Annotated in this window: 24 protein-coding genes and 1 pseudogene; 16 read left to right on the top strand and 9 right to left on the bottom strand. The window is 61.7% G+C overall.

The window, feature by feature from the left end; all coding sequences use genetic code 11:
* Positions 1 to 314: 314 nt before the first annotated feature.
* The 5 genes from AABF56_RS36760 to AABF56_RS36740 all read left to right on the top strand — a co-directional run bounded on the left by AABF56_RS36760 (position 315) and on the right by AABF56_RS36740 (position 2,954).
* Positions 315 to 1,115, top strand: coding sequence for a hypothetical protein (locus tag AABF56_RS36760; RefSeq protein ID WP_272809682.1), 801 nt, complete (start codon positions 315 to 317; stop codon positions 1,113 to 1,115).
* Between the two features lie 277 nt (positions 1,116 to 1,392).
* Positions 1,393 to 1,701 carry a hypothetical protein gene (locus AABF56_RS36755; RefSeq protein ID WP_272809683.1) on the top strand — a complete coding sequence of 103 codons (309 nt, stop codon included), beginning with the start codon at positions 1,393 to 1,395 and terminating at the stop codon, positions 1,699 to 1,701.
* Between the two features lie 314 nt (positions 1,702 to 2,015).
* Positions 2,016 to 2,183: a hypothetical protein gene (locus AABF56_RS36750; protein WP_272809684.1), complete on the top strand. Its 168-nt coding sequence runs from the start codon at positions 2,016 to 2,018 to the stop codon at positions 2,181 to 2,183.
* A gap of 91 nt (positions 2,184 to 2,274) precedes the next feature.
* Complete coding sequence (locus AABF56_RS36745) at positions 2,275 to 2,544, top strand: type II toxin-antitoxin system prevent-host-death family antitoxin (RefSeq protein WP_272809685.1); 270 nt, start codon at positions 2,275 to 2,277, stop codon at positions 2,542 to 2,544.
* A complete protein-coding gene (locus tag AABF56_RS36740) occupies positions 2,541 to 2,954 on the top strand; it encodes a hypothetical protein (RefSeq protein ID WP_272809686.1) in 414 nt (137 codons plus the stop codon). Before AABF56_RS36745 ends, AABF56_RS36740 begins: the two co-directional genes overlap by 4 nt.
* Before the next feature lie 64 nt (positions 2,955 to 3,018).
* Here AABF56_RS36740 and AABF56_RS36735 read toward each other — a convergent pair whose 3' ends face one another.
* The gene (locus tag AABF56_RS36735) at positions 3,019 to 3,606 is read right to left on the bottom strand and encodes a thermonuclease family protein (protein WP_443021360.1); all 588 of its coding nucleotides are present in this window, start codon (positions 3,604 to 3,606) and stop codon (positions 3,019 to 3,021) included.
* 495 nt (positions 3,607 to 4,101) lie between these two features.
* Between AABF56_RS36735 and AABF56_RS36730 the strand changes: the two genes are divergently transcribed.
* The 6 genes from AABF56_RS36730 to repC all read left to right on the top strand — a co-directional run bounded on the left by AABF56_RS36730 (position 4,102) and on the right by repC (position 10,936).
* Entirely contained in the window at positions 4,102 to 4,653 is a 552-nt protein-coding gene (locus AABF56_RS36730; RefSeq protein WP_272809687.1) for a hypothetical protein, read from the top strand.
* Between the two features lie 558 nt (positions 4,654 to 5,211).
* Positions 5,212 to 5,754, top strand: coding sequence for a hypothetical protein (locus tag AABF56_RS36725; RefSeq protein WP_272809688.1), 543 nt, complete (start codon positions 5,212 to 5,214; stop codon positions 5,752 to 5,754).
* A gap of 447 nt (positions 5,755 to 6,201) precedes the next feature.
* A complete protein-coding gene (locus AABF56_RS36720) occupies positions 6,202 to 6,744 on the top strand; it encodes a hypothetical protein (RefSeq protein ID WP_272809689.1) in 543 nt (180 codons plus the stop codon).
* Positions 6,745 to 7,334: 590 nt separating this feature from the next.
* Positions 7,335 to 8,552, top strand: a complete 1,218-nt coding sequence (repA, locus tag AABF56_RS36715) for a plasmid partitioning protein RepA (protein ID WP_338341965.1) — start codon at positions 7,335 to 7,337, stop codon at positions 8,550 to 8,552.
* Positions 8,549 to 9,559, top strand: a complete 1,011-nt coding sequence (repB, locus tag AABF56_RS36710) for a plasmid partitioning protein RepB (RefSeq protein ID WP_272809569.1) — start codon at positions 8,549 to 8,551, stop codon at positions 9,557 to 9,559. The genes repA and repB overlap by 4 nt, the downstream gene beginning before the upstream one ends.
* Positions 9,560 to 9,721: 162 nt before the next feature.
* Positions 9,722 to 10,936 carry a plasmid replication protein RepC gene (repC, locus tag AABF56_RS36705; protein ID WP_272809570.1) on the top strand — a complete coding sequence of 405 codons (1,215 nt, stop codon included), beginning with the start codon at positions 9,722 to 9,724 and terminating at the stop codon, positions 10,934 to 10,936.
* Between the two features lie 19 nt (positions 10,937 to 10,955).
* Here repC and AABF56_RS36700 read toward each other — a convergent pair whose 3' ends face one another.
* Both AABF56_RS36700 and AABF56_RS36695 read right to left on the bottom strand, forming a co-directional pair.
* Positions 10,956 to 11,336, bottom strand: coding sequence for a hypothetical protein (locus tag AABF56_RS36700; protein ID WP_272809571.1), 381 nt, complete (start codon positions 11,334 to 11,336; stop codon positions 10,956 to 10,958).
* Entirely contained in the window at positions 11,333 to 12,016 is a 684-nt protein-coding gene (locus AABF56_RS36695; protein WP_272809572.1) for a ParA family protein, read from the bottom strand. The genes AABF56_RS36700 and AABF56_RS36695 overlap by 4 nt, the downstream gene beginning before the upstream one ends.
* A gap of 481 nt (positions 12,017 to 12,497) precedes the next feature.
* Here AABF56_RS36695 and mobC point away from each other — a divergent pair, with 481 nt between their 5' ends.
* From mobC to AABF56_RS36680, 3 genes are read left to right on the top strand one after another with little or no spacing between them, the layout of a single operon-like run.
* Positions 12,498 to 12,866: a plasmid mobilization relaxosome protein MobC gene (gene mobC, locus AABF56_RS36690; protein ID WP_272809573.1), complete on the top strand. Its 369-nt coding sequence runs from the start codon at positions 12,498 to 12,500 to the stop codon at positions 12,864 to 12,866.
* Complete coding sequence (locus AABF56_RS36685; protein ID WP_272809574.1) at positions 12,856 to 14,919, top strand: relaxase/mobilization nuclease domain-containing protein; 2,064 nt, start codon at positions 12,856 to 12,858, stop codon at positions 14,917 to 14,919. Before mobC ends, AABF56_RS36685 begins: the two co-directional genes overlap by 11 nt.
* Positions 14,919 to 15,404, top strand: coding sequence for a hypothetical protein (locus tag AABF56_RS36680; RefSeq protein WP_272809575.1), 486 nt, complete (start codon positions 14,919 to 14,921; stop codon positions 15,402 to 15,404). Before AABF56_RS36685 ends, AABF56_RS36680 begins: the two co-directional genes overlap by 1 nt.
* Before the next feature lie 8 nt (positions 15,405 to 15,412).
* On the opposite strand, the gene AABF56_RS36675 is transcribed toward AABF56_RS36680, so the two are convergent.
* Positions 15,413 to 15,619: a hypothetical protein gene (locus AABF56_RS36675; protein WP_272809576.1), complete on the bottom strand. Its 207-nt coding sequence runs from the start codon at positions 15,617 to 15,619 to the stop codon at positions 15,413 to 15,415.
* 254 nt (positions 15,620 to 15,873) lie between these two features.
* Here AABF56_RS36675 and AABF56_RS36670 point away from each other — a divergent pair, with 254 nt between their 5' ends.
* Together AABF56_RS36670 and AABF56_RS36665 are read left to right on the top strand one after the other, a co-directional pair.
* Entirely contained in the window at positions 15,874 to 16,317 is a 444-nt protein-coding gene (locus tag AABF56_RS36670; RefSeq protein ID WP_338341964.1) for a hypothetical protein, read from the top strand.
* Positions 16,318 to 16,396: 79 nt separating this feature from the next.
* Complete coding sequence (locus AABF56_RS36665; protein ID WP_272809578.1) at positions 16,397 to 16,783, top strand: hypothetical protein; 387 nt, start codon at positions 16,397 to 16,399, stop codon at positions 16,781 to 16,783.
* A 69-nt stretch (positions 16,784 to 16,852) separates the two neighbouring features.
* Here the strand turns inward: AABF56_RS36665 and AABF56_RS36660 are convergent, their stop codons facing one another.
* The 5 genes and pseudogenes from AABF56_RS36660 to AABF56_RS36640 form a co-directional block, all read right to left on the bottom strand.
* Entirely contained in the window at positions 16,853 to 18,751 is a 1,899-nt protein-coding gene (locus tag AABF56_RS36660; RefSeq protein WP_272809579.1) for a caspase family protein, read from the bottom strand.
* 163 nt (positions 18,752 to 18,914) lie between these two features.
* On the bottom strand, positions 18,915 to 19,343 hold the full coding sequence (locus tag AABF56_RS36655) for a hypothetical protein (protein WP_272809580.1): 429 nt from the start codon (positions 19,341 to 19,343) through the stop codon (positions 18,915 to 18,917).
* Between the two features lie 160 nt (positions 19,344 to 19,503).
* Positions 19,504 to 20,385 (bottom strand): annotated as a pseudogene (locus AABF56_RS36650) (tyrosine-type recombinase/integrase).
* Positions 20,382 to 20,789, bottom strand: a complete 408-nt coding sequence (locus AABF56_RS36645; RefSeq protein ID WP_272809581.1) for a type II toxin-antitoxin system VapC family toxin — start codon at positions 20,787 to 20,789, stop codon at positions 20,382 to 20,384. The pseudogene AABF56_RS36650 and the gene AABF56_RS36645 overlap by 4 nt, the downstream one beginning before the upstream one ends.
* Positions 20,789 to 21,043 carry a type II toxin-antitoxin system Phd/YefM family antitoxin gene (locus AABF56_RS36640; RefSeq protein ID WP_272809582.1) on the bottom strand — a complete coding sequence of 85 codons (255 nt, stop codon included), beginning with the start codon at positions 21,041 to 21,043 and terminating at the stop codon, positions 20,789 to 20,791. Before AABF56_RS36640 ends, AABF56_RS36645 begins: the two co-directional genes overlap by 1 nt.
* Between the last annotated feature and the right edge of the window lie 178 nt (positions 21,044 to 21,221).

The raw sequence follows: 21,221 nt of genomic DNA, 5'->3' as shown, positions 1-21,221 counted from the left end.
GATCCGCGCGGCGGTTCGGGCCGGGAAGAAAACCCTGGATGGATCCTGACAGCGCCGGGCCGGCCGGTAAAGCGGCCCGTGATGGCGCCCCATCTTCCGCGCCGGTCCGCGCGCGGACCCGAGAAGATGCGTCCCCATCCGCGCCAGCCGCTTGACAGTCCGGCCCGCCGGCGGGCTCGGGCTGCTGCCCTCCCCCTCTGTCCGGGAAATCGCAGGGGTCATTCCGAAGAGAAAGGAAAGGCTTCGCCACCAAGGATCCGAAGGGGAAATCCCTCTCGGCGTCGCCGGCACATGCAACCGGCAATCAGGAAAGGATGAAGACCATGGACAGTCCAGCCACCGACCCGCTTGGCACCGCGCTCGTGAAAGAGGGGCTCGCACCCAGCACCGGCGTTCTTGATTTGAACCGCTCGCTTTCCGTCCCCCATGATTTCGATCTTTCCGCGCCTTGGAACCTGCCGTCACGCATGTTCCGCTTTCCGATCGAAACTTGCGCCGCTGGCGGCGACCAGCCGCGCAAGATCGGGCTGCGCCATCCTCTTCTCGCCGACCATCCCTATGTGCGGCATGTCGAGGCTGTCCTGGGGGTACGGATCGATCCGGACGGCGCGCCGAACCGGCATGGCTATTCGACCGGGCCGACTGCGCGCTGGTGGCATGCCGTCGACCTGATCACCGCCGGGAAATGGCGCGAGCTGCTGCAGACGCAGGAATTCACCGAACCGGTCTGCATCGTGCAGGCCGTGGCCTTTGGCTGCCGCTACTCGCATCACGCGGATAAGGCCGCATCGGGATACCTTTCAATCGCCGAGGCTCGAACGATCCTGGGCGCGGTCGGCGCGAACGAGCCCGACGAGCGCGGCGCGGTCATTCGCTCGTTCTCGACACCGTCCGCCTGCAAGCAGGACAAGGGTAGCGTGCATTGGCCGATCAATACCGGCCGGCTGAGTGCCGAGGATGTGGCGTGGGGGATGATCTTCGGGATCGAGGATGGCTGGTTTCGTTATGACCGGTCCGGCTTTCTACACTGGTCGGAAACAGGGCGTGAGCGCTATGTGGCTGGAGACAGCGCCACATATGTGCAGGCAAGCGGCCAGGCCGCCTTTGCCTTCTAGGCAGCGCTCGGCCGCAGAGGCGATCAGACCGGAAACCCAGCGTATTTCAGACGGCGGTGCTACCGCTGACCTGCCAGCAGAAAGGATGAACCGAATGAGCAAGCAGCATGTGACTATCATCCAGAAGTCCGGCCTCGAGCGCCAGATTACGATCGAGGTTCGACGCCGACGATCGCGAGAGCGCCATCGAAGCGCTTCAATGCGGTGAGATCGACGTTCCCGCCGCCGACGATCCAAACTGGACCACGACCTGGACCCTTCAATCGGAGGACTACGAATGAGCCGCTACACGATCACGCTCCTCAAAGGCGAAAAAACGGATGACGAAGCCGTCATCGGATACGATCCGCCGCTGCGTACCTTTTTCCTTCAGGGTTTCGAGAGCGACGACGATTTCGGGACACCGGAAATCTGGCTCGGAACCCTGCTGGAGGAGTTTCCCACCCTGGAAGGCATCGTCGAGGCAGCGAGGGTCCAGGGCTATGAGGTTCGCGGCCTCGACCATGCCGACATGATCGCCATGTTGGGACAGGCGGGCCAGAGATACGAACCGTCCATCGCCGAAAGGCTCGGCTTCATTCTCTAGGCAGTCCGCCCCCCTCCTCTCCCCTCCCCTGCCCTCGCCTCTTGGGGAAAGTCGGAAACGGCATCGAGCCGTGTCCGGCTTTTGGGGTGCCATACGGAGAGGAATTGTCTGCTCAGTCCGTCCGAGGGTGCCATGCTGGCGGTCAGGCCTCAAGGACGCGCGGTTCCCCCAAATTTCTGTCCCGCCCCTGCGGGCCGCGCCAGAAATTCGGCTCCCCCACGCGCCGCCGCTGGCGGTCGCGTTCCGCGATCCTTGACCCCTGCCCACCCCCATGACCCCCGGCGTCGTCTTTCACAAACGTCAAGGAGACGACGATGACCTACGAACTCGTAACCACGATTGAGGAATTGCGGGCCGAGCTTCGCCATTGCGATCCGGCCGAACGCGCCCAGATCCAGGCGGAGCTGGAACAGGCGGAAGCCGAGCTTGCGGTTCTCGTTGCCGAACAGGAGGGCCGCGTCGGCAGCGAGCCTCCCTTCTAGGGAGGCTTTCACCATGCTCGCAACGGTCTGTTTACAGCAATGCTGTAGATGCTGTATATTACAGCAAATGCAACAATTACAGGAGGGCGCCATGCCGCGTTCGGGTGGTTCCTATACGACGAGCGACCTTTCCCGGAAGTCCGGTGACATCATCGCCGAAGCCTTGCGCCGGCCGGTGACGATCACCCAGCGCAGCAAGCCGCGCCTGGTCCTCCTCAACATCGACGACTACGAGCGACTGATGCGCCAGTCGGATGCGCGATCCGCCGGCACCATCGAGTCGATGTCAGATAACCTTTTCTCAGATTTCGAGAACGCCGTCGACGCCTATGCGGCCGAGGACGAGGGCGGGAAGTCATGAGCTATGACGATATCCAGACCGCCTCCGTCATTCGCTATCCCTACCTCTGGGCGAGGGAAGCGCACAAGGGAGAGACCGAGGGCCGGAAAGAGCGGCCGGTCGCCGTTGGCGTTCGCCTTCCCCGATCCGACGGCGATCTCGTGCTCTTCTTTCCGATCAGCACCAAGCAGCCAGAGCCCGCGCGCTTCTCGGCCGAGATTCCCGCCATCGAGAAACGCCGCGCCGGCCTCGACACCGATCTGAGGCTCTGGATCATCCTCGACGAGTTTAATACCGATCGTGTCGGCCACTCCTTCTACCTGGAGCCCGACCCGCCGATCGGCCGTTTCAGCAAGGCATTCTTCCTGCCGCTGCTGCGCGCCTTTATCGCCCGGCGAAAGGAGTTCACCGAGGTCAGCCGCTTTCGCTGACGTCCGTCGACGTTGGCGTCGCTTCGTTGATCGCGCAGCCCGCGCTGTTTCCCGAGCCAATTGATCAGTCGCACCAGCTCCGCCGCGATCCTTCCCAACGGCGGGCCAAGCCCTCCCCCACCAGCACCTCGCCGATAGAGCGGTCGTCGCGCGTCACCATGCGCAGCTTGCGGCCGTACTGGTCTTCGTCACGCCATCCCGCGACCACCGAAAACGGTCCTGCGTTCAGAAGCTGCTGGAGTCGGCGCTTGGCCGACTCCCCTTTCACCCGCTCAGCCTCGCAGCGCGGCGGGCTCAGCTCCGGCGTGTCGATATCGGAGACACGGATCTTCTCGCCCGACAGCCAGAATGTGTCGCCATCGACGATGCAGGTTGTCCGGGTGCTCCCGGTGCAAAAAGGAAATGACGCGTTGAGCGTATCCACCTTTGGCGTAGCGACGGCGAGCAGAAGCCTGTCTCCCATATGATAGCGCTCCGCGGCATAGCTACCGGCCGCGATAATGGCGACGATAACCCAGCCCCATTGCATCCGGTGCCTGTGTCTCTTCCGTCGCCTGGGCCAGTTGCCGCTGGATGGTGAACCGCCACGCTCTTTGCCGTTGGCCGATTTTCGGTTCCTGGCATTGCCGTTAAAGGGGACGATCTTCGTCAATTGTCTGCAGCCTCGATTGTTCTTTCTCAGACAGGATAGGCCGGCATGGGTTACGAACTGCTTCCTCAAATTCCTGACCGTCATTGCTTGGAAAAGGGAAGGGTTGGGCTCGACCCCTTTGGGGCACGGCTCTATTCGCTGTGCTCACCGAACCCGCCTTGCGGTTTCGGCCCATGCGGGTGACGAACCTCTCGCGATGTGGCCCGCGCTGCGGACAGCCTTAGCCGTCGCGAGGGAGAGACGGGCAAAGGGGCCGGCTGATCGCCGGAAACGGACACGGCGCCTTGCGCCGTGGGGTACATCACTCAGCCGGCCGATTGTACGGGCCGCGCGCATCGCCTCAAGGACTGGCGGTCCCCCCAATTTTCCGCCACCACCCAAGAGGGTGCCGACAGAAAATCGGCTCCCCCGCCGCAAGCCGCGTTTCGCGGTCCTTGACCCGACACACGACTTGCCCGGGCCAATCTCCGTCATCGTAACGATAGGAGATTAGACATGACGATCGAAGACATTATCCGAGGCCACCTCGACCGCATCGCAACACTGAACGGCTTCCTGCGGCTTGCTTATCTTGGCCGCCGTTCGAAGGAAAGCGCCGTGGCGCGCAAGGTCCGCCGCAACCTGATTGGCGAGATCGAGGTGATGATCGGTGAGGAGCGGGAGCAACTCGACGTCGCCCGAGCCTATTTGGAGCGCACGACGGAGAGCCAGCGGGCGCATGACGACAGCGTCCTCGGGCCTCTGGAGAGCGACGACGAAGCCTTCGCGGATTTCTCCGTGAGAAGGACGCTGCTCGAAATCCCACCGCTGTTCACGAAACCAGGTCGGGCATTCAATGTGATGAAGAACCGCTGGTATGACGTAGAGGAAGGTTATCCGAAGCGGGTCGCGGTGCCTGCCGAAGAACTCGGCGACCTTGCCGCGCTGATCGCCCGCGTGGGGGAAACGTTCTACGTCGACTTTATTGTCGAACGCTTCTTCTGGAGCGAGGATGCGCTTTTGGCATGGACTGCCGCACAGGACGAACGCGACGGGCGGCGGGAATGACGGCCAGCGCATTCCTTGGGAGGCGGCCGCGGCCGTCTCCCTTTATTGAACGCGTTTAATCGGCGAGCTCGCCCCGTGACCTTTCGCGCGAGCAAAGATCACGGGCGGGAAGGGAGCCGGGGGCGGTGGTTTCCCTTCATCTGAATCTCTTCTGGGGTGGAAGTGGGAGAACATCCGGCCGGATCGACCGGCCGTATGTTCTTTGAAAGAGGGCCTTGCCCCCTCTCATGCTCTCCCCATGAAGGGGCAGGGCAAAGCCCCGCCCCCTCAAACACCCCCACCCATGGCGGGGGTGGTCCACCCCCTCCAATCCTCCCCGATCCATATGGACACGGCGTCTCGTCGACGCCGTGACTACCCCTCTCTTTGTGACTTCCAGTGTACGCCAGCCCATCCGGCGTCAAGGACAGCGCGCCGCAGACATTTTGTGCAGTTGTTCCGCTGCGCGGACTGCACAAGATGCCGTCGCCGCTTGCCGCATAGCGGCCGCGTTCCGCGGTCCTGGACCCCTCTGGGCTACAGCGTGGACACCTTCCGTCAAAACGAAAGGAGACACTTATGACCAACCTCGACTTGCTCACCGTGTATACGAAGCTCTGCGGTTTCAAACTCCTGGTTCGCGCGAACCGGACGGGGGCGACATCGCGATTTGCACGGGTCGTCCATGATCGCTTGATCGATGTGCTCGACATGCACGCGAAGACGTGTAGCCGTGCGATGGAATACGAAACGTTCGCACGGATGGAGTGCGACATGGTGGTGCAGGATGGCCTGTACGACCTGCTCGGAGAATGCCTGAGCGATCTTGAGTGCGGTGGACGAGGCTCCTTCCCGTGGCATCTGCTGGATTACATCAACCGAGATCCGGACTTCGGCGGCTATCACCATCCCGTCAACGGAATCTGGTGCTGGGGAGCGATCCCCGAATCGATGACGGTGAGCGACGACGATCTTGACGGCCTCGGCCCAATCATCCGGCAGATCGCGGAGGAAACCGGCTTCCGCTTTACCGTCTATCTCTGCAGCACGCACATAGGACCACAGGGCGCGAGTGAGCTGGAGCCCGAAATCTACGAAAGGCCAGTGGGAGCAGGCTGGTGACAGGACGGCAGGCAGGGCAACCCGCCTGCCGTCTCTTCTCTGTTGAGTAAGCGCATTCGGCCGGTTCGACCGGCCGAATGCGCTATGAAGAGGGGGGCAAGCCACCCCTCTCATGCTCTCCCCATGAAGGGGCAGGGCAAAGCCCCGCCCCCTCAAACACCCCCACCCATGAAGGGGGTGTGACACCCCCTCCAAACCTCCCCGGCCCATTCGGTCGCGGCCCCTGGTCGGGGCCGCGGGTGCCTCTCTACTGACCTTCCTATTTTGCACCAGACACTCCGGCGTCAAGGACGAGCGGTTCCCCCAATTTTCTGCTGACGCCCTGTGGGCGCCATCGGAAAATCGGCTCCCCCACTTGCCGCCGCTGGCGGCCGCTAAAGCGGTCCCTGACCCCCTCGCGTCAACGGTGCGGACACCTTTTCGTCAGTATCGAAAAGGAGACTTCTTATGTCTGATTTCAATCATCTCGAACTCTATGCCAGTTTCTCCGGCTTCCGCATCATGGTCCTTGCAAACCGCCTGGCCTGCGAAGACGACTTCAGCCGCGCCGTGCATGACAAGCTGGTGGAGAAACTTGATGGCTTTATCGCCTCGTCGCGCCGCGCCGTCGCCGCCGAGCGCGAGATCGCGCTGAACGCCGATGCCGACGTTCAGGATCTCGGTGAGATAATCTGGGTGGTGGAACGGCAACTGGCCCACGATAGCGACGATCTGGATGGGATCGATCTTATCGCCAACGACATCTCGGTCGATTGGGCGACGAAGGAATGGTTCGATCATCGCACCGGGCGGTGGCACTTCGTCGCGGACGGCGAGCCGCCGCGGATCGAGATTGGGAACGCCCACTTGAACGGCCTTTGCGCCATCATCGACATGATCCGCGTCGAAACGGGTGTTCGGTTCAACACCTATGCCAATGAACCGGAGCCGGCGGAGGAGGCAAGTCTCGGTCGTGACGTCAAGGACGATGGGTGGTTCTACCCGATGTGACGAGCTTGCATGAGGACGAGGGGCGACTTCGGTTGCCTCTCGTCCTCATGCAAGCAAGGTAGCCACGTCAGCCGGTTCGACCGGCCGCCATGGCTAATGAAAGGGGCAAGCCCCTCTCAAACTCACCCATGAAGGGGCAGGGCAGAGCCCCGCCCCCTCACACCCCCACCCCAAGGGAAGGGCAAGCCCCTCCCTTGAACCCTCCCTTGGGGGAAGGAGGGACGGTGTCCCTCCTCCTCCTTCCCCCAACGCCCCCTTCCTCCTCTCCCCAGAGGGCGGCTGCGCCGCCACTTTGGGGATGATTCCATCGGCAAATGCCTGCCGAGCCTCCGGCACTTTAAGCGCCAAGAATCGAAAAAGTTCTCAGCTGAGAACTTTCGATAGAGTGGCATCGGTGATGACGCGAGGAGCTCTTGAAGCGCGGCGGTTTGTCTGAGGCCGTCCGGAATCTGACGGAAAGTTCTCAGCTGAGAACTTTTCCTCGGTCGAAAATCCGTTAACCTTTTGTTAACTCAATTTTCCTTGACCGAGTCACCGACTCGGATCATTTTTACGCTCAATTGTCGATTTCACCAGATTGAGCGTTTATAATGAAATCAGTCGCTACTCAACTTCAGGCACGCGCATCGGCGATCCCATCGCTAACGAGCCTTATCGAGGCTGACGCCGATCTACTCAGCGCGCAACTTCAGCAGTTGCGTGCGCGCGCATTCCCTCCTACGGCGCAAAAGGAGCTTCGCAAATTCATGGCCGGCGAGGCTGCGAAGCTAATCGGAATCAGCGATGCCTATCTTCGCCATTTGAATTCCGAGGGCAACATCCCGGAAGCAGAGAAGAACGGGGCAGGGCGCCGTCTCTATTCGCTTGATCAGATTCACGATATCCGGCGCTATCTGAGTTCGAATAAAAAAGGCTACTCGCCAAACCGGGCCGCAAACGAAGCGCTTCAGGTTATCGCTGTCACGAACTTCAAGGGCGGCTCAGGAAAGACGACGACCGCCGCCCATCTTGCGCAGTATTTCGCGCTGCGAGGATACCGGACGCTCGCTGTCGATCTCGATCCACAAGCCTCATTGTCGGCGCTCTTCGGCATTCAACCCGAATTTGACCTCGGTCCGAACGAAACGATCTACGGGGCGATCCGCTACGATGCGCAGCAGCGCCAACTCAGCGACATCATTCAGAAAACCTATTTTTCCGGACTCGACATCGTTCCTGGGAACCTCGAACTTCAAGAGTTCGAGCACGACACCCCCCGCGTCCTGAGTGAGCGTAGCCGTAATCGAGAGCAGATGTTCTTTACCAGAATCGCGACAGCGCTGGCATCCGTAGAGCAGAATTATGATGTCGTTATCCTCGATTGCCCGCCGTCGCTCGGATATCTGACGCTCTCGGCTCTATGCGCTGCGCGAAGTGTCGTCGTCACCATCCATCCGCAGATGCTTGATGTTGCCTCCATGTCGCAGTTTCTCCATATGACCGCCGGCCTCTTCGGCGTCGTTGAGAAGGCAGGCGGCAATGCCCAGTATGACTTCTTTCGCTATGTCGTAACACGCTACGAGCCCGCCGACGGCCCACAGGGGCAGATCGTCGGGTTGCTCAAGAGCCTCTTCGGCGACCGCGTGCTGACGAATGCGGTGCTGAAGTCTGCCGCGATCTCAGATGCCGGGATCACCAAGCAGACGCTCTACGAAGTCGGCCGCGAAAACTTCCATCGCGTGACTTACGATCGCGCCATGGAATCGCTCGACAGCGTCAATGGGGAAATTGAGAAGCTGGTGAAGCAGGCGTGGGGACGAACGGTATGAGCAAGAGGCGCGACGCTCTGAAAGACTTTCTCTCTCCGATTCAGCCTTCAGCGGAGCCGTCCCCGCGCGTAAAACCGGCCGTTCAGTCTGGTGCCCTCAATTCAATGAATCAGGCTATCGCCAATCTTGCGACCGAAGCGGATCAGGCGGAGTCCTTGCGGATGCAGCTTGAAGCCGGCGAGACGATTGTCGAGCTTGAACCGAAGATTATTCATGGCTCTTTCGTGAAAGATCGACTCGATGCCTTTACCGATCCGAAGTTCATCGAACTGCGCGAAGGGCTTAAGACTTCCGAACAGATCATCCCGGTTCTGGTGCGCCCCCATCCCGAATTGAAGGGGGAGTACCAGCTCGCCTTTGGACATCGGCGCGTCGAAGCGCTTCGGCAGCTCGGCCGTAGGGTCAAGGCTATCGTTCGCAATCTTTCCGACGAAGACTTGATCCGCGCACAGGGTAAGGAGAACACAGACAGAGCGGATCTTTCCTTCATCGAGAAGGCATTGTTCGCATTGCGCCTCGATCAGCAAGGGGTACGTCGGCAAGTCATAATGGACGCCCTGACCATTTCGTCCAAAGGAGTTCTGTCCGGCATGATCTCACTTGCCAGTTCCCTATCGACGGAATTGATCGAAGCTATTGGTTCTGCACCGTCGATTGGCCGACCGCGCTGGGAGGCGTTGGCGCAGCTGCTGGCCGATCCTGGTCACGAGGCGAGTTGGCGCGAGCTTATCAGCAGGGAAAACTTCCAAGCTCTTTCCAGCGATGCTCGCTTCGAAAGTGCGCTGAAAACCGTTTCCGTGCGCAAAGAGAAGGCGTCCGAGGAACAGATCATTAAGACGGGTGAGGGGCGCAAAATTGCGACCGCGCAAAGCAGCAAACGTGCCGTGAAGCTGACGATCCCGACGAAGCATACTGGGGAATTTGCGCAATTCCTGCTGCGCAAATTGCCGGATATCTACGAAGAATTTGCCGCGTCCGAGGCAAATGCCACGAGTGAGAACAAGTAGGAGCATATCGCAAAAGAAAAAGGCCCCCAATCGGTAAACCGTGGAAGCCTCTCTCGTATTCTGTGACAAGGTCGAGAATCGCATTTCCACGAATCACAGTCAAGAGTCTTTGGCACCGTTTTGGTGAGTGGATTTCTTTTGCCCTTTGAAAGGTGAAAGAAAATGCAGATTGGACGTGTGACAACGCCCCATGGGCGGCCGATGACGCTTGCCTTGGTGAGAGGCCAGCTCGAAACCGCCGACCGCGACGCGGGCAAGGCGGTCAATAAGTGGAAAGTCTTCAACGACGTCGGCGAGGCGAAGGATGTGTTCGGCCTCCAGGATCGTTCGATAACGGTGCTGCAGGCGCTGCTGAGCTTTTATCCGAACGATGAACTCTCGGATGAGAGCGGCGGCCTGATCGTTTTCCCGTCGAATAACCAGCTGTCTCAGCGCGCCCACGGCATCGCCGGCACGACCTTGCGCCGGCATCTTTCCGCGTTGGTCGACGCCGGCCTGATCGAACGCCGCGATAGCCCGAATGGCAAGCGCTATGCACATCGGGGCAGGGGAGGGGACATCGAGGCTGCATTCGGCTTCAGCCTCGCGCCTCTGCTCGCCCGTGCGAGCGAGTTGGCCAGCCTGGCACAGCGGCTCGCTGCCGAGCGTCTTCAGTTCAAGCGCGCGAAAGAGGCGTTGTCGCTCTGCCGCCGCGACGTTCGCAAGCTGATCTCGGCCGCCATGGACGAGGGCGCGGATGGCGATTGGGCGACGATCGAGGGCATGTACATCGCGCTCCTGGCCCGTCTGCCACGCTCTCCTCGTCGCGAAGATGTCGACGGAGTGCTCGAAGAAATGGAGCTTCTCCGCGAGGAAGTCATCAACCGTCTGGAAATTCAGGTAAAAGCAGAAAAAACGGACGTCAATGACAGCCATGACGGTCGTCACATACAGAATTCAAAACCCGAATCCTTCCATGAATTTGAACCTCGCTCTGAAAAAGAGCAGGGCGAGATGTCGAGCCAAAAACCGAACCGGATTGTCGAGCCGCTGAAGGCTTACCCGTTACCACTGGTGCTGAGAGCCTGCCCGCAAATTGCCGACTACGCGGCCGGCGGCCGCATCGAGAGTTGGCGCGAGCTGATGACGGCCGCCGTAACAGTCCGATCGGCGCTCGGAGTCAGTCCGTCGGCCTACCAGGAGGCGTGCGAGGTGATGGGGCCGGAAAATGCCGCGATTGCGGTCGCCTGCATCCTGGAGCGCGCCGAGCATATCACCTCGCCCGGCGGCTATCTGCGCGACCTCACCCGAAAGGCGGAGCGCGGTGAATTTGGCCTCGGTCCGATGCTGATGGCGGCGCTCAGGGCGAACGGGGAGGCCGCGAAGCGAAGTGCGTAGCAGCTCTCCCTTTTCCCGCTCAGGAAATATCGGGAATCCGCTCGGCGATTTTTTCGAGATAGTCGTCGATCGCCTCCTCGATGTAGGAGTTGAACTTCCGCCGCTCGATCGCGGCGAGGATCTTCAGCTTCTTGTGGACCTCGGCGCGGATATGGATGCCGGTCGTGACTTTTTCCGTGTCACGGAAGCGTTTGCCGGCGACCGGGTCGCGGCTTTCGCCCCTGGCCACCATGTCACGGAGCTGTCCGCGCGCCAATGGCGGCTTCGCTGATGGTGCCGGCGCCTGGTCTTCCGCAGCGGATTTTGCAGCGGGCGCTACCTTCTCTCGAACCGCGGGGCGGTCGCGGCCCGTCGAGATCAATCCGAGGACGAGGTTCTTGCTGTCTGTGCCCTCGCTCATTGCTTTACCTCGCTGGTCTTCGACCGGTAGAGGGAAAGCAGCTCGCCAAGGAGGGTTTCCATTTCCGCGATCGCCTTCGGATCCGGCTTCGCGGATGTCTGGAGCGTGCCGGCGGCGCCAATCGATTGATAGGACGCGCGGCGCGCGATCGGCTGGCTGGCCAGAGCGACACCGCTTTCGCGCAAAATTTCCCGGAGCGGTTCATGCGCCTTGGCGCGGCCGGTGACCAGATCGTGCTGGTTGATGACGATCATCGTCGGGAGCTTGCGTTTCTGATCCTCTTCGACCACCGGAACATGGTTCAGCGCCAGCTGCATGCCGGCAACGACGTCGTCCTGGGTCGTCTGCAACGGGATCAGAACGATGTCGGCACAGTAGAGACCGGCGAACAGGTTTTCGTTGGTCGTGCCCTCGACATCGACGAAGACAATTTTGCCCTCCTGCTGATGTTGGAGAGCGAGCTTGTAGATCTGGTTGGGGTCGAGGCAGCTTTCGGCCTCCAGCCGGTCGGGCCAGACGTCCATCTGTTTCGACATCGTGACCCAGCGCATCGTGTTGGCGCGGCTGTCGGCATCGATCAGGAAGACGTCGTTACCGGCATGGGCGGCCGTGCCGGAGAGCGCGCGGACGAGGGTGGTCTTGCCGGTTCCGCCCTTCGGGTTGGCGATGGTGACGATCATGATGGCTCCTTCATTCTGCGAATAAACTATAGTTATTTCCTCGTCTCTCTTTCCGCAATGCATTCGTTGCCCATTGTTCGTTCACCGTTGATGATTGATGATTGACCGCCGACAACGGGTGATGACCAACGGGCAATTGCCAGTTGCCCGTTGACAATGAGCAACCGCATGGGGGTTAACTGTCAGTGGTTAATGGGTAATTGGCAATTGCCAGTAGTGCGACTGGCAATGATCGCATGAACAATGGGCAACTGCTAACGGGACCGAGTGGCGTCGGAGGTGAGTTGCTGCGGTGGGAGCTTCGGCAAGGGTGTTTGTGCTGTGATGATGAATTTGGAATAAAATATAGTTCTGTTTTAGGTGGCAGGATAGTCAAGTTTGTGGTACAAACTCGACGTCGCCCCGCCTCCGGCAGGGCTCAGGTTCGCGCGGGTGGCGCTCCGGGGTCGCCTCCGGCAACCTGGCAAGAGGAAGGAAGACGATGCGCAGCGAGGTGGTCAGGGTGCGTCTGAGGCCGGAGGAGCGGCAAGCTCTGGCGGACCTTTGCGGCCACGATCGCACCGCCAGCGACGTGATCCGGCTGCTGTTTCGCGACCAGGCCGGTCTGCCGCTCCCGGTCGGACCGGCCGAAGCACTGGCCTTGCGCGGCACCAATGAGGAGCTTCGGCGCATCGGCATCAATCTCAACCAGGCGGTCCGGGCGATGAATGAAGGCCGCGTCGGCTACGAACCGCATCTCGACGCTGCGCTACGTCGCCTCCTTGAGGGTGTGTTTCGTCTGCGGGCGGACGTCGATCTGATGCTGCGGATCAGCCGGCAGGAGCGCAGGAGGGGCAGCCATGGCCTATGACTGGTCCGGCCTGCTCGGGGACATCGAGAGCTTTACGGTGCAGCGGGCGAAATCCCTTCTCGATGAGGAGGACGAGCGTCGCCGGCGGGCAGGAGCGATGAGAATCGCCTTGACCGCTGAGGCTCCACAGCCGCTGTCCATGCCTTCCGGTATCGGCAGGAAAAGCCGAATGGCGGCCGTCGCCGCCCATGAGACGACCATCGACGCCATCCTGCAGCCAGCGCAGGGCGCACCTCGGGAAATCATTGCTTTGGTCGGGACTCTCGGTGCGGGCGCGAACCCGGAAATGGATGACGAGCTCCAAAGGCAAGGCGGCGGGGGAGGGGGATCGACCAAGGGGCCGAGTTTCGTCCGATCGCATGATGGTCGGCCGACCGCCGCGAAACAGGCGTCGGCCGAGAGCACGAGCCGGGCGGCGATCGCAGCCGGCGCGCAGCCCGTGGTGATCAAGGTGACGTCGACGGTTTCGAGCAGGGCGTCGGCCGCCGGCCTGATGACCTATCTGGGAACGCGCGAGGTTGAGAAGGAAAGTGGTGAGAAGGGCAAAGCGGATATTCCGATATTCGACCAGGACGGGGCCGCAATTGCCAGCCGCGAGGAACGCGCCGCTGCCCTTCAGGCCTGGGTATCGGAGTTTCGCGAACCCTACGCCCTGGATGCTGTTGCCAATCTGTCGATCAAGCCGGCGGACGCGGTCAGCGACGAAGAACTGCACGACGCATTGAATGCAGCCTTCGGCGCCAAACCCTTTCTCTATTCTCGTCACCAGGATGGAAGTGTCTCCGTCTATGCCGTCACGAGCTTGCCCGCGAGGAAGATCGCCGGCGCGCTGAGGGCACGCGAAAAGGATGAAGGGCCGGCACGCACGCTCGATAAGGCCGAAGCGGATATCGCAGGCAGGATGTCGGATGCCGGCGTGTCTGCCGAGGTGCGGGTTGTCGGCGCCGCGGTTTCCGAGAAATCGGGCCGGTATTTTCTCGAAAGGTTTCTCCGAAGCGAGAAGCACGTCGTCACCAGCGCCGGCGAGGCGGTCAAGCGTGGCGCAGCGGTGAAGGATGTTGCCGACGGGATCTGGCGCGGCTGGTCTGCAGACATCCGCACCGTCGAACCGCGCAACGCCTTCCATGTGATTTTCTCGGCCCGTGCCGGCACGGATGTGGAGGCGATGAAGCACGCCGTTCGTGACTTCCTCAGCGAGCAGGTGGCGGGTCATCGCTGGATCACCGCCCCTCACCCCGGTACCGGTCATGTGCATGTCCACGCGATGATCTCGGCACGTGACGATGTCGGCAAGGCATTGCGGCTGACGAAGCCGGAACTTTACGCATGGCGGGAGGGGTTCGCAGCGAAGGCGCGCGAGCACGGCATAGCCATGGTCGCCACGCGTCGCGCCGATGTTGCGGCGACGCGGCCCTATAGCCAGGCACAGGCCGGCGCCTATGAGCGGGGCCGCGCCGATCCACGTTATCTGAAGTCGGCCACGGTCAACCAGCGTGTTGAGCGCAAGCGGGCAGGCGTTGCCGATCATGCAACGCTCGCCAACGGCAATCTTGCCCTTGCCCCGATATGGCAGGCGACGGCCATCGCACTGAAAGAGGCCGGGGCGAAGCCATCGGTCATCGCAGCAGCGGATCGCTTCGCTGCGGCCGCTGCCCAACCTGCCAAGGGGTTCGTCCTTCTCCGGGTTGCGGTCGAGCAAGCGGAGGATCAGGAAAAGGTGGCCACAGGGATACTGAGCGCCATCGGCGTGGGCCGTGGTTCCGTCTTGTTGGACGGCAACATGGTGGCGGTTCTCATGCCCACCTCGGTGAGCGTCAGCAAGGTCGAGCGAGAGTTGGCCCGGCAGACCGATGAGTTCGGGCCCAGCGCCGAGATGCAGGAGGTGTCTCGTGACGCTGAAGCGCGCCTGCTACGGGCGGGATTGAAGGCGGCCGTGACAGTGGAAGCCGCAGACTCGGGAAAAGATGGTGCGCCGACGGCGTGGTTGCAGAACCGCTTCGATGCGCATCGGCGACGGGCGCATGCCAAACCGGCGACGCCTTTGCGGACGTGATGACGACACTGACAGACCTCAAACAGCAGAAGGAAAACGCTGTGACCCTATCGCTCGAACAGTTCGACGAGCGCGTTGCGCGCGCCAACAGGTCGATGGATCGCCTCGAAGGGATGGTCGACAGTGGCGCCGAGCGCCAGGCAGTCGAGGACATGCGCAAGGAAATCGCGGCGCTTTTCGAAGAACAGCGCCGTGATATTCAAATGCAGCAGATGCCGTCGACGATGCAAGCGGGCAGGGGAGAGGGAACGCAGACGGCGGCGCGCGCCGATGACAGCCAGGCCCTCGATCGTACGACGCCCACGAATGTCGATCCTGCCATTGCCGCACAGCAGCAGGCGATCGCCGCCGGCCGCGCCGCGCGCGTTGCGCGTGAGCAGGCCGGCGCTGCCAAAAATGCACAGGACGAACAGCGCGAGCAGATCCTCCGGCAAGCCGAGCAGGAACGCCAGTGCGGCAATGACCGGGATGGCGCGGAGCGATAGGGCCCGTCTTAATCCTGCGTCAGGCCGTCGAAAACCTCCAGCAGGGCGTCGACGATGGCCTGGCCAAGGGCATTGGCCGCGTCAGCGATCTGCTCGTCACCTTGGTCGAGCGCCGCAAGGCAAAGATTGCCGCCTTCCTCCGCAACGATCGCCTTTGCCCGCTCGATTGCCCATTGTGCCAGATCGCTGCGATTTTCGATCGTGACAGTTTCCATCGTGGTGACCTCGTTTACAGTTTCTTGGATACCCTGCGATAGGGTTTGGTGAGCGCATTGAGTTTTGCGTATGCGCTTGTCTCAATCGTCTCTTTCCGTTCCCTAACGGTCTGAGACGATTGAGACTATAGCGATCCACAGACGACTGTCGTTTCGCATATGCAGACGCGCGCAACCATTGCGGCTTTGGTCTCGCCTGCTAGACTGCGGATAGCGGTGCCTGGTGGGAGTCCATAATGTCGTGTGTTCTTCGCTTGATCGTTGCAGCCGGTTTTCTCTCCGCCTTGCCTATTCATGCGGCAACATTGCTTTGCGCTCCGGTTGCTGTCACAGAATCAGTCGGCACGTCCGGACCCCTGACGATATCCGCCGCCGAGAAGGAACTGGGAAACCCGGTTCTTTTCTGGATCGATACGGAGACCGGAGAGCTGCAGGAGCATGCGGAAGGCGGCGACAGGTTCATTACCTACACCGGAAAGCTGGATGTGCAGCAGGCCGACGCGAACGTTTTCCTGGCCCATCATGCGGAGCAGAACGAATTCTACCGCATAGATCTCGGCGTAACGGTGCATCCGTTCCAGAGGAGCGTTGACGGTGCGTTGACAGCGATCGGCACCTGCAATCCCGCGGCGATGGGGGAGTTGCCGCAGGAGGACAATGCCCCGGTATGGCCCTTCACCTATCGAAAGGCCGGGTAATCCGGGGGGCGCTTGCGCAAGAAGCGCCATGCACGAGTACTCTGACGGGGCGACATCGGGAGGCAGGATGCTTGTGAGAATGGGATATCTCGGTGGTGCGCTTCTGGCGGGCTTCGCACCGGCCTATGCGAATGAATGCCTTGCCCCGCCATCGACGATTTCGGGGCAGTTGCGTATTGTCGAAAGCAAACACCCTGACGGGACGTCCATCAGGGCTTTTGTCGTCTTTGTCGAGGATGGGCAATGTGTTTCTATAGAGGACGTGGACGGTGATCATGCGGATGTCGTCCTTCGCGATATCCATCTGGCGCCAAAGGATGACGAAGCCGCGCGCTGGAGTGATGCGGTCGGCAAGGAGGTGACGGTGCAAGGCAGAATGGGGCTTCCCTTCACCGCATGGCATGTCGGCTCCGCCATGATGTTCGACGCGGCCATCTCGGTGGTTCGAACATCGAGCGACGAATAGCCGGCGGCGCTCCATATCCATCTGCCAACCGCTTCATCCGGATGCGGCCCGAAAGACAAGGGCGGGCGGTTATTGCTGTGCGCCGCCGGGCAGGATCCGGATGGAGGAAGCGTCGCCATAGGCCGTGGGGATCTGTCTGCCGTCGGTCAGATCCGATACGCGCGCCGCGGTTTCCCGGACCACCTCGTCCATCGTCAGGCCCGGCGTCGAAAGGGTCTGGAGGAGGGCAATCACGAACGGGCTGTCCAGCCCGTTGCCGTCGGCTGCCGTCTTTCCGGGCTGGGTGGAATGGAGAACCACATTGTTGGCCGCGGGCGTGGGAGAGACGGCAAGGCCCATGGGCATGCGCTCGGGCACCGAATCCGCAGATACACGGGCAAGGCCGCGCGATGACGCGACCGCCTTCGCCTCGACAAACGGATCGTCGCGGCAAGCATCGATGATGACGAGCGCGCCCTGGCGCGCCTTGCTTGCCGCCGCCGTCAGGTCCTGCAGCGCCAGCGCCGTTGTTTGCAGATCCGTTTCGTTTCCAATGGCAGCATCGACAGGCACGAGATAATTGACGCCACCGGTTTCGACACCATGGCCTGCATAGAACACGACCACGATATCCGCATCCCGCGCTCGCTCACCAATATAGGCGGGGAGATTGGTCATGCTCTTGCTATCGATGTCCTCCGCGATCTCGACCGTGTCGAATCCCATATCGGCCAGCCGGTTTGCGACGATCGCGGCGTCACGCCGGGCATTGGGCAGGCTGGACAGCGCGGTATAGTTTCCGGAGCCGATGACGAAGGCGAGCCGCTTCAATCCATCGGGCGACGGATTTTCCGGTACGATACCGAACTCGAAGCCGGGCGCAAATTCTCCGGCGCGCCGCTGCAGGACAGGCTGCGTCAATCGCTTAAGGCGCCAGGCGGCATCGTTCCGCTCCAGCAGGTTCGGGACCGTGCGGGTTCCATCGAGGATTCGATTGTAAATCTCGATGGCCTTTTCCTTTTGTCCACGCGCTTCGGCCACGCGTCCCAGCCCGAGCTGCCAGCGCCAGTCGCCGGGCGAAAGCTTTGCCGCTTCGTTGTAAAGGCCTTCGGCAGCAGCGGGGTCCTTCAGGCTGTCGAGAGCTAGGTCCCCTGCGCGAAGCAACAGGTCCATATTCATCGCGTGGGCATCCTCGGTGGACATGTCGTCGGTTTCACGAGCCGCCGAGAGCATGTCGTCGAACGAGGCCCGCAGATCGCCCGTGCGGGATTCGATTTCCGATTTCTGGATGAGCGCAAGCCGCCGGTAAGGCGGCCCCAGCGCGATCGCCACCGTCAGATCCTCCAGCGCTTTCGCCAGATGTCCCACCCGACGCAGCAGAAGACTGCGGGCAATCAGCGCCGGTCCGGAACGCGCGTCCCTCTCGAGAGCCTGATCAAGGTCGGAGAGCGCGGCAGCCAGATCACCCCGGCGTTCGGTCTCCAGCGCCCTTTGGACAAAAGGCGTCGCGTCCGCTGGCGCTGCGTGCATCGCCGCCTCGATGTCGCTGGCGACACCATCCGGCTGCCCGATGGTCTGGTTTATCGTGACGCGCAGGGCGAGGGCCTCTCCCTTCAGGGGGCCCTCCAGGTCGATCGCCGTCTGGACATCGGCCAGGGCGCCGGCCACGTCCTCCTGTGTCGGCAGTTTGTATTCCGGAATCGAACCATCGGCATTGGCATCGAGCACCATGCCCGCCTGCATCACCTGTAGAAAGCGCGTGAGCCCGCGGAAAAATGCAGCCTTCTGCCTGTCCGGATCGCTCGCCGTATCCTCCAGAACGCGGGTGCAGGAACTCTCCGCGTCGGCCAGTTGCTCGATCGGCAGCATTGCCGTCTTGACCCGTTCGTCGGCACAGGCAGCGAGGTCTGCCGCCGTGTCCGCGCGCGCTGACGAGACCGCATAAACTGTATAAAGCAAGGCGGCACTGCAGGCATTCTTGAGACGCATTGACTACCCCCAACCTGAAAAAATGAGCTGAAGCTCGATGCTGTCGGCGAAAGGGGAACGGGTCTGGAGCGGGTTTTATTTCGCAGCCTCAACCGGAGCGGCAATCCGCGCTCGCCTGCCGAATTGCGGTGGCCGTGCCACCGGTGGGAGGATCGATCGGGGGCTATTTGTTCGCAAGCACCTCGGAGAGGTATCTGCCGTCATCGGTAAACACCTCCATGATACGCCATCTGTCATCTTCATCGTCGTCACCGATCATGCCGAAGTTGAGAATGTAGGTAACGCCGTCCTTGCCGGAAAGGACAGCGCGTACCCTGGCCTCATACTCACCGGAAGCCACGATCTCCGTGTCAACTTTTTCCGGTTGTGTGATCGGTCCGACAAGCAACGCCTTTCCGGCATCCGCAGCGCCACGCCCCCAGGCCACCGCAGGTTCTACATGCCATGCACCGTGACCGCCCGGAGATAAATCCGTCCAAGGGTGGCTGGCATAGATACCCGCAACAACTTCGTCAGGTCCGCCAGCACGAGCGGGTATCAAGCCACCAGCCATTGCTAGAAGCAGCGTTACCGGTAGAACGGATTTCAACATGAGTGCTCTCTCCTCTCGCTGTTCTGATATTGATAGCTCTTTCGATGGGGAACGGAAGCGTTGACCAAGGCCTGGGTCGGTTGCGACCAGGTTGAAGTGCAGTTTCCCGTCTGAAGGTGTTTCTGGCGTTGGCGAGTGAACGGCTCATTTGCGGTTCCACCTATAATCCGGCGGCCTTTGTGAGATTGATGCGGAAGCGGTCACGCCGGCGCTGGTAGCGACGGGTCATTTCGGCCGAGGCATGGCCGAGCTGCTTCTGCACATGGCGCTCGTCGACCTCGGCCGAGGAGGCAAGACCGGCGCGCAGTGAATGGCCTGCGAACTTTTGGGCGCGCTCGATCTCCGACAAATCGCCTCGCACGCCGACGGCGAGCGCCGTCTTCTTGACGAGACGCGCCACCTCCTGATCGTTAAGTCGGTCCGGCCCGACAGCCTTGCCCCCGCCAGTCACTCGGCGAAAGAGGGGACCCTTGGCGAGCTTCGCAAAGCGGAGCCAGGTCTCTCCCGCAGCGAGCCGCGATCGAGCCTCTCCAGCATGGCGATCAGATCTTCCGGCAGAAGCGCCTCTTTTTGGCGGGGCGGCATGTTTGTTGCGAATGTCGGCCATGACGGTGGCAATGGCGCGATCCTTACGATCCAGTGCCATGCCGCGTTCCGCGCATTTCCAGCCGATGGCCGACAGGCGCCGCTCGATCGTCGACACGGGATTCGGCTTCATGCCGCGCCCCACAGTCCCCGAGGCGCAGGCCGTGATGTAGAGTCCGACGACCTGCGGATCCGATGGGAGAGGCGCGAGATTCTGTCGACGGCACCAGGCAGAAAAGTGCTTCCAGTCGGCGGCGTAGGCGCGACGTGTGTTGGCGGAGCTGGCCGCCTCGACGTAGCCACGCGCCCGATTGGTGAGTTGTTCGAGGTGCGCGGGCAGGGCGGCGCTCGCGTCCGCAATGGGAGGAGGGGTGGCAGGGCTGGTGTCGAGCGTGGCATCGCCCGGGCCGGGAAGATCGACGTGTCGCAGTTTCGAGCCTGTCGCTGGCCCGCTCATGCTGGCGCCTCCCACGGATTGATCACCGACGCATCAGTGTCTTCGAAATCCTTGACGTTGCGCGTCACGAGGATCAGGTCGTGAACGATCGCGGTCGCGGCAATCAGGCCGTCGATATCGCCGCGCGGCCGGATCGCGGCGATGCGGCCCCATTCGACGGCGATCTGGTCGGTCACCGGCAGGATGCGGTCGCCGTGGTCGTGGCGCAGCTTGCGCAGCCATTCGGCGAGGTGGGCCGCAGCCTTCGGATCGGGCTTCTGTCTGAGGGCAATGCCGCGCATGATCTCTCCGAGGGTCAGCGCACTCAGATGCACACTGAGCGGGTTGACCGAGCGCAGCCAGGACACCGCCTGCGGCGTGCCGCGTCGCGCCTCCGAGACGATATTGGTGTCAACGAGATACATCAGAAGGCCACGTCGCGGCTGGGGGTGTTGGCACGCACCTGGGCCGCATCGGCGAGCTCGTCGTCCCATGCCGGGCCGCCGAGCAGGTCGTCGACGAGGGTTGGCCGGCCGGCGCGCAAAGCGTCGTAGTCGTGGGCGGACAGCACCACGGCCGTCCGCTCGCCGCGCAGGGTGACGATCTGCGGTCCTTCGTGGCGTGCCTTCTGCACCACCTTCGAGAACTGGTTCTTGGCGTCCTGTAGCTGCCATTCCATTAGATTTGCTCCAAACTAGCTAGGCTGTCTAGCTATGTACCAAGGTTTGCCAGCCGGTGAAAGTGCAAATTTCCACCGATTGAAGGCGATTTTTCCGGGAGCGCCGGGTGTCTCTTTATAAAGAACAAAACGAACAATAATGCAACCTTATCGGTCGTTTATTCTCGCTAACGAGCCG

It is taken from the genome of Shinella sp. WSC3-e (assembly GCF_945994535.1).
Taxonomy (GTDB): domain Bacteria; phylum Pseudomonadota; class Alphaproteobacteria; order Rhizobiales; family Rhizobiaceae; genus Shinella; species Shinella yambaruensis.
Note: the sequence above shows the minus strand (reverse complement) of the source record. Positions and strands in the feature narration are given on the sequence as shown.

Bases quoted from the DNA above. Each gene is read 5' to 3' on its own strand.
- AABF56_RS36700 (WP_272809571.1), bottom strand. From the start codon at position 11,336: ATGAGCGAGGGCACAGACAGCAAGAACCTCGTCCTCGGATTGATCTCG.
- AABF56_RS36685 (WP_272809574.1), top strand. From the start codon at position 12,856: ATGGCCTATGACTGGTCCGGCCTGCTCGGGGACATCGAGAGCTTTACG.
- AABF56_RS36640 (WP_272809582.1), bottom strand. From the start codon at position 21,043: ATGGAATGGCAGCTACAGGACGCCAAGAACCAGTTCTCGAAGGTGGTG.
- AABF56_RS36680 (WP_272809575.1), top strand. From the start codon at position 14,919: ATGACGACACTGACAGACCTCAAACAGCAGAAGGAAAACGCTGTGACC.
- AABF56_RS36660 (WP_272809579.1), bottom strand. From the start codon at position 18,751: ATGCGTCTCAAGAATGCCTGCAGTGCCGCCTTGCTTTATACAGTTTAT.
- mobC (WP_272809573.1), top strand. From the start codon at position 12,498: ATGCGCAGCGAGGTGGTCAGGGTGCGTCTGAGGCCGGAGGAGCGGCAA.
- AABF56_RS36760 (WP_272809682.1), top strand. From the start codon at position 315: ATGAAGACCATGGACAGTCCAGCCACCGACCCGCTTGGCACCGCGCTC.
- repC (WP_272809570.1), top strand. From the start codon at position 9,722: ATGCAGATTGGACGTGTGACAACGCCCCATGGGCGGCCGATGACGCTT.
- repB (WP_272809569.1), top strand. From the start codon at position 8,549: ATGAGCAAGAGGCGCGACGCTCTGAAAGACTTTCTCTCTCCGATTCAG.
- AABF56_RS36695 (WP_272809572.1), bottom strand. From the start codon at position 12,016: ATGATCGTCACCATCGCCAACCCGAAGGGCGGAACCGGCAAGACCACC.
- AABF56_RS36665 (WP_272809578.1), top strand. From the start codon at position 16,397: ATGGGATATCTCGGTGGTGCGCTTCTGGCGGGCTTCGCACCGGCCTAT.
- AABF56_RS36740 (WP_272809686.1), top strand. From the start codon at position 2,541: ATGAGCTATGACGATATCCAGACCGCCTCCGTCATTCGCTATCCCTAC.
- AABF56_RS36755 (WP_272809683.1), top strand. From the start codon at position 1,393: ATGAGCCGCTACACGATCACGCTCCTCAAAGGCGAAAAAACGGATGAC.
- AABF56_RS36675 (WP_272809576.1), bottom strand. From the start codon at position 15,619: ATGGAAACTGTCACGATCGAAAATCGCAGCGATCTGGCACAATGGGCA.
- AABF56_RS36645 (WP_272809581.1), bottom strand. From the start codon at position 20,789: ATGTATCTCGTTGACACCAATATCGTCTCGGAGGCGCGACGCGGCACG.
- AABF56_RS36655 (WP_272809580.1), bottom strand. From the start codon at position 19,343: ATGTTGAAATCCGTTCTACCGGTAACGCTGCTTCTAGCAATGGCTGGT.
- AABF56_RS36745 (WP_272809685.1), top strand. From the start codon at position 2,275: ATGCCGCGTTCGGGTGGTTCCTATACGACGAGCGACCTTTCCCGGAAG.
- repA (WP_338341965.1), top strand. From the start codon at position 7,335: ATGAAATCAGTCGCTACTCAACTTCAGGCACGCGCATCGGCGATCCCA.
- AABF56_RS36750 (WP_272809684.1), top strand. From the start codon at position 2,016: ATGACCTACGAACTCGTAACCACGATTGAGGAATTGCGGGCCGAGCTT.
- AABF56_RS36730 (WP_272809687.1), top strand. From the start codon at position 4,102: ATGACGATCGAAGACATTATCCGAGGCCACCTCGACCGCATCGCAACA.
- AABF56_RS36725 (WP_272809688.1), top strand. From the start codon at position 5,212: ATGACCAACCTCGACTTGCTCACCGTGTATACGAAGCTCTGCGGTTTC.
- AABF56_RS36720 (WP_272809689.1), top strand. From the start codon at position 6,202: ATGTCTGATTTCAATCATCTCGAACTCTATGCCAGTTTCTCCGGCTTC.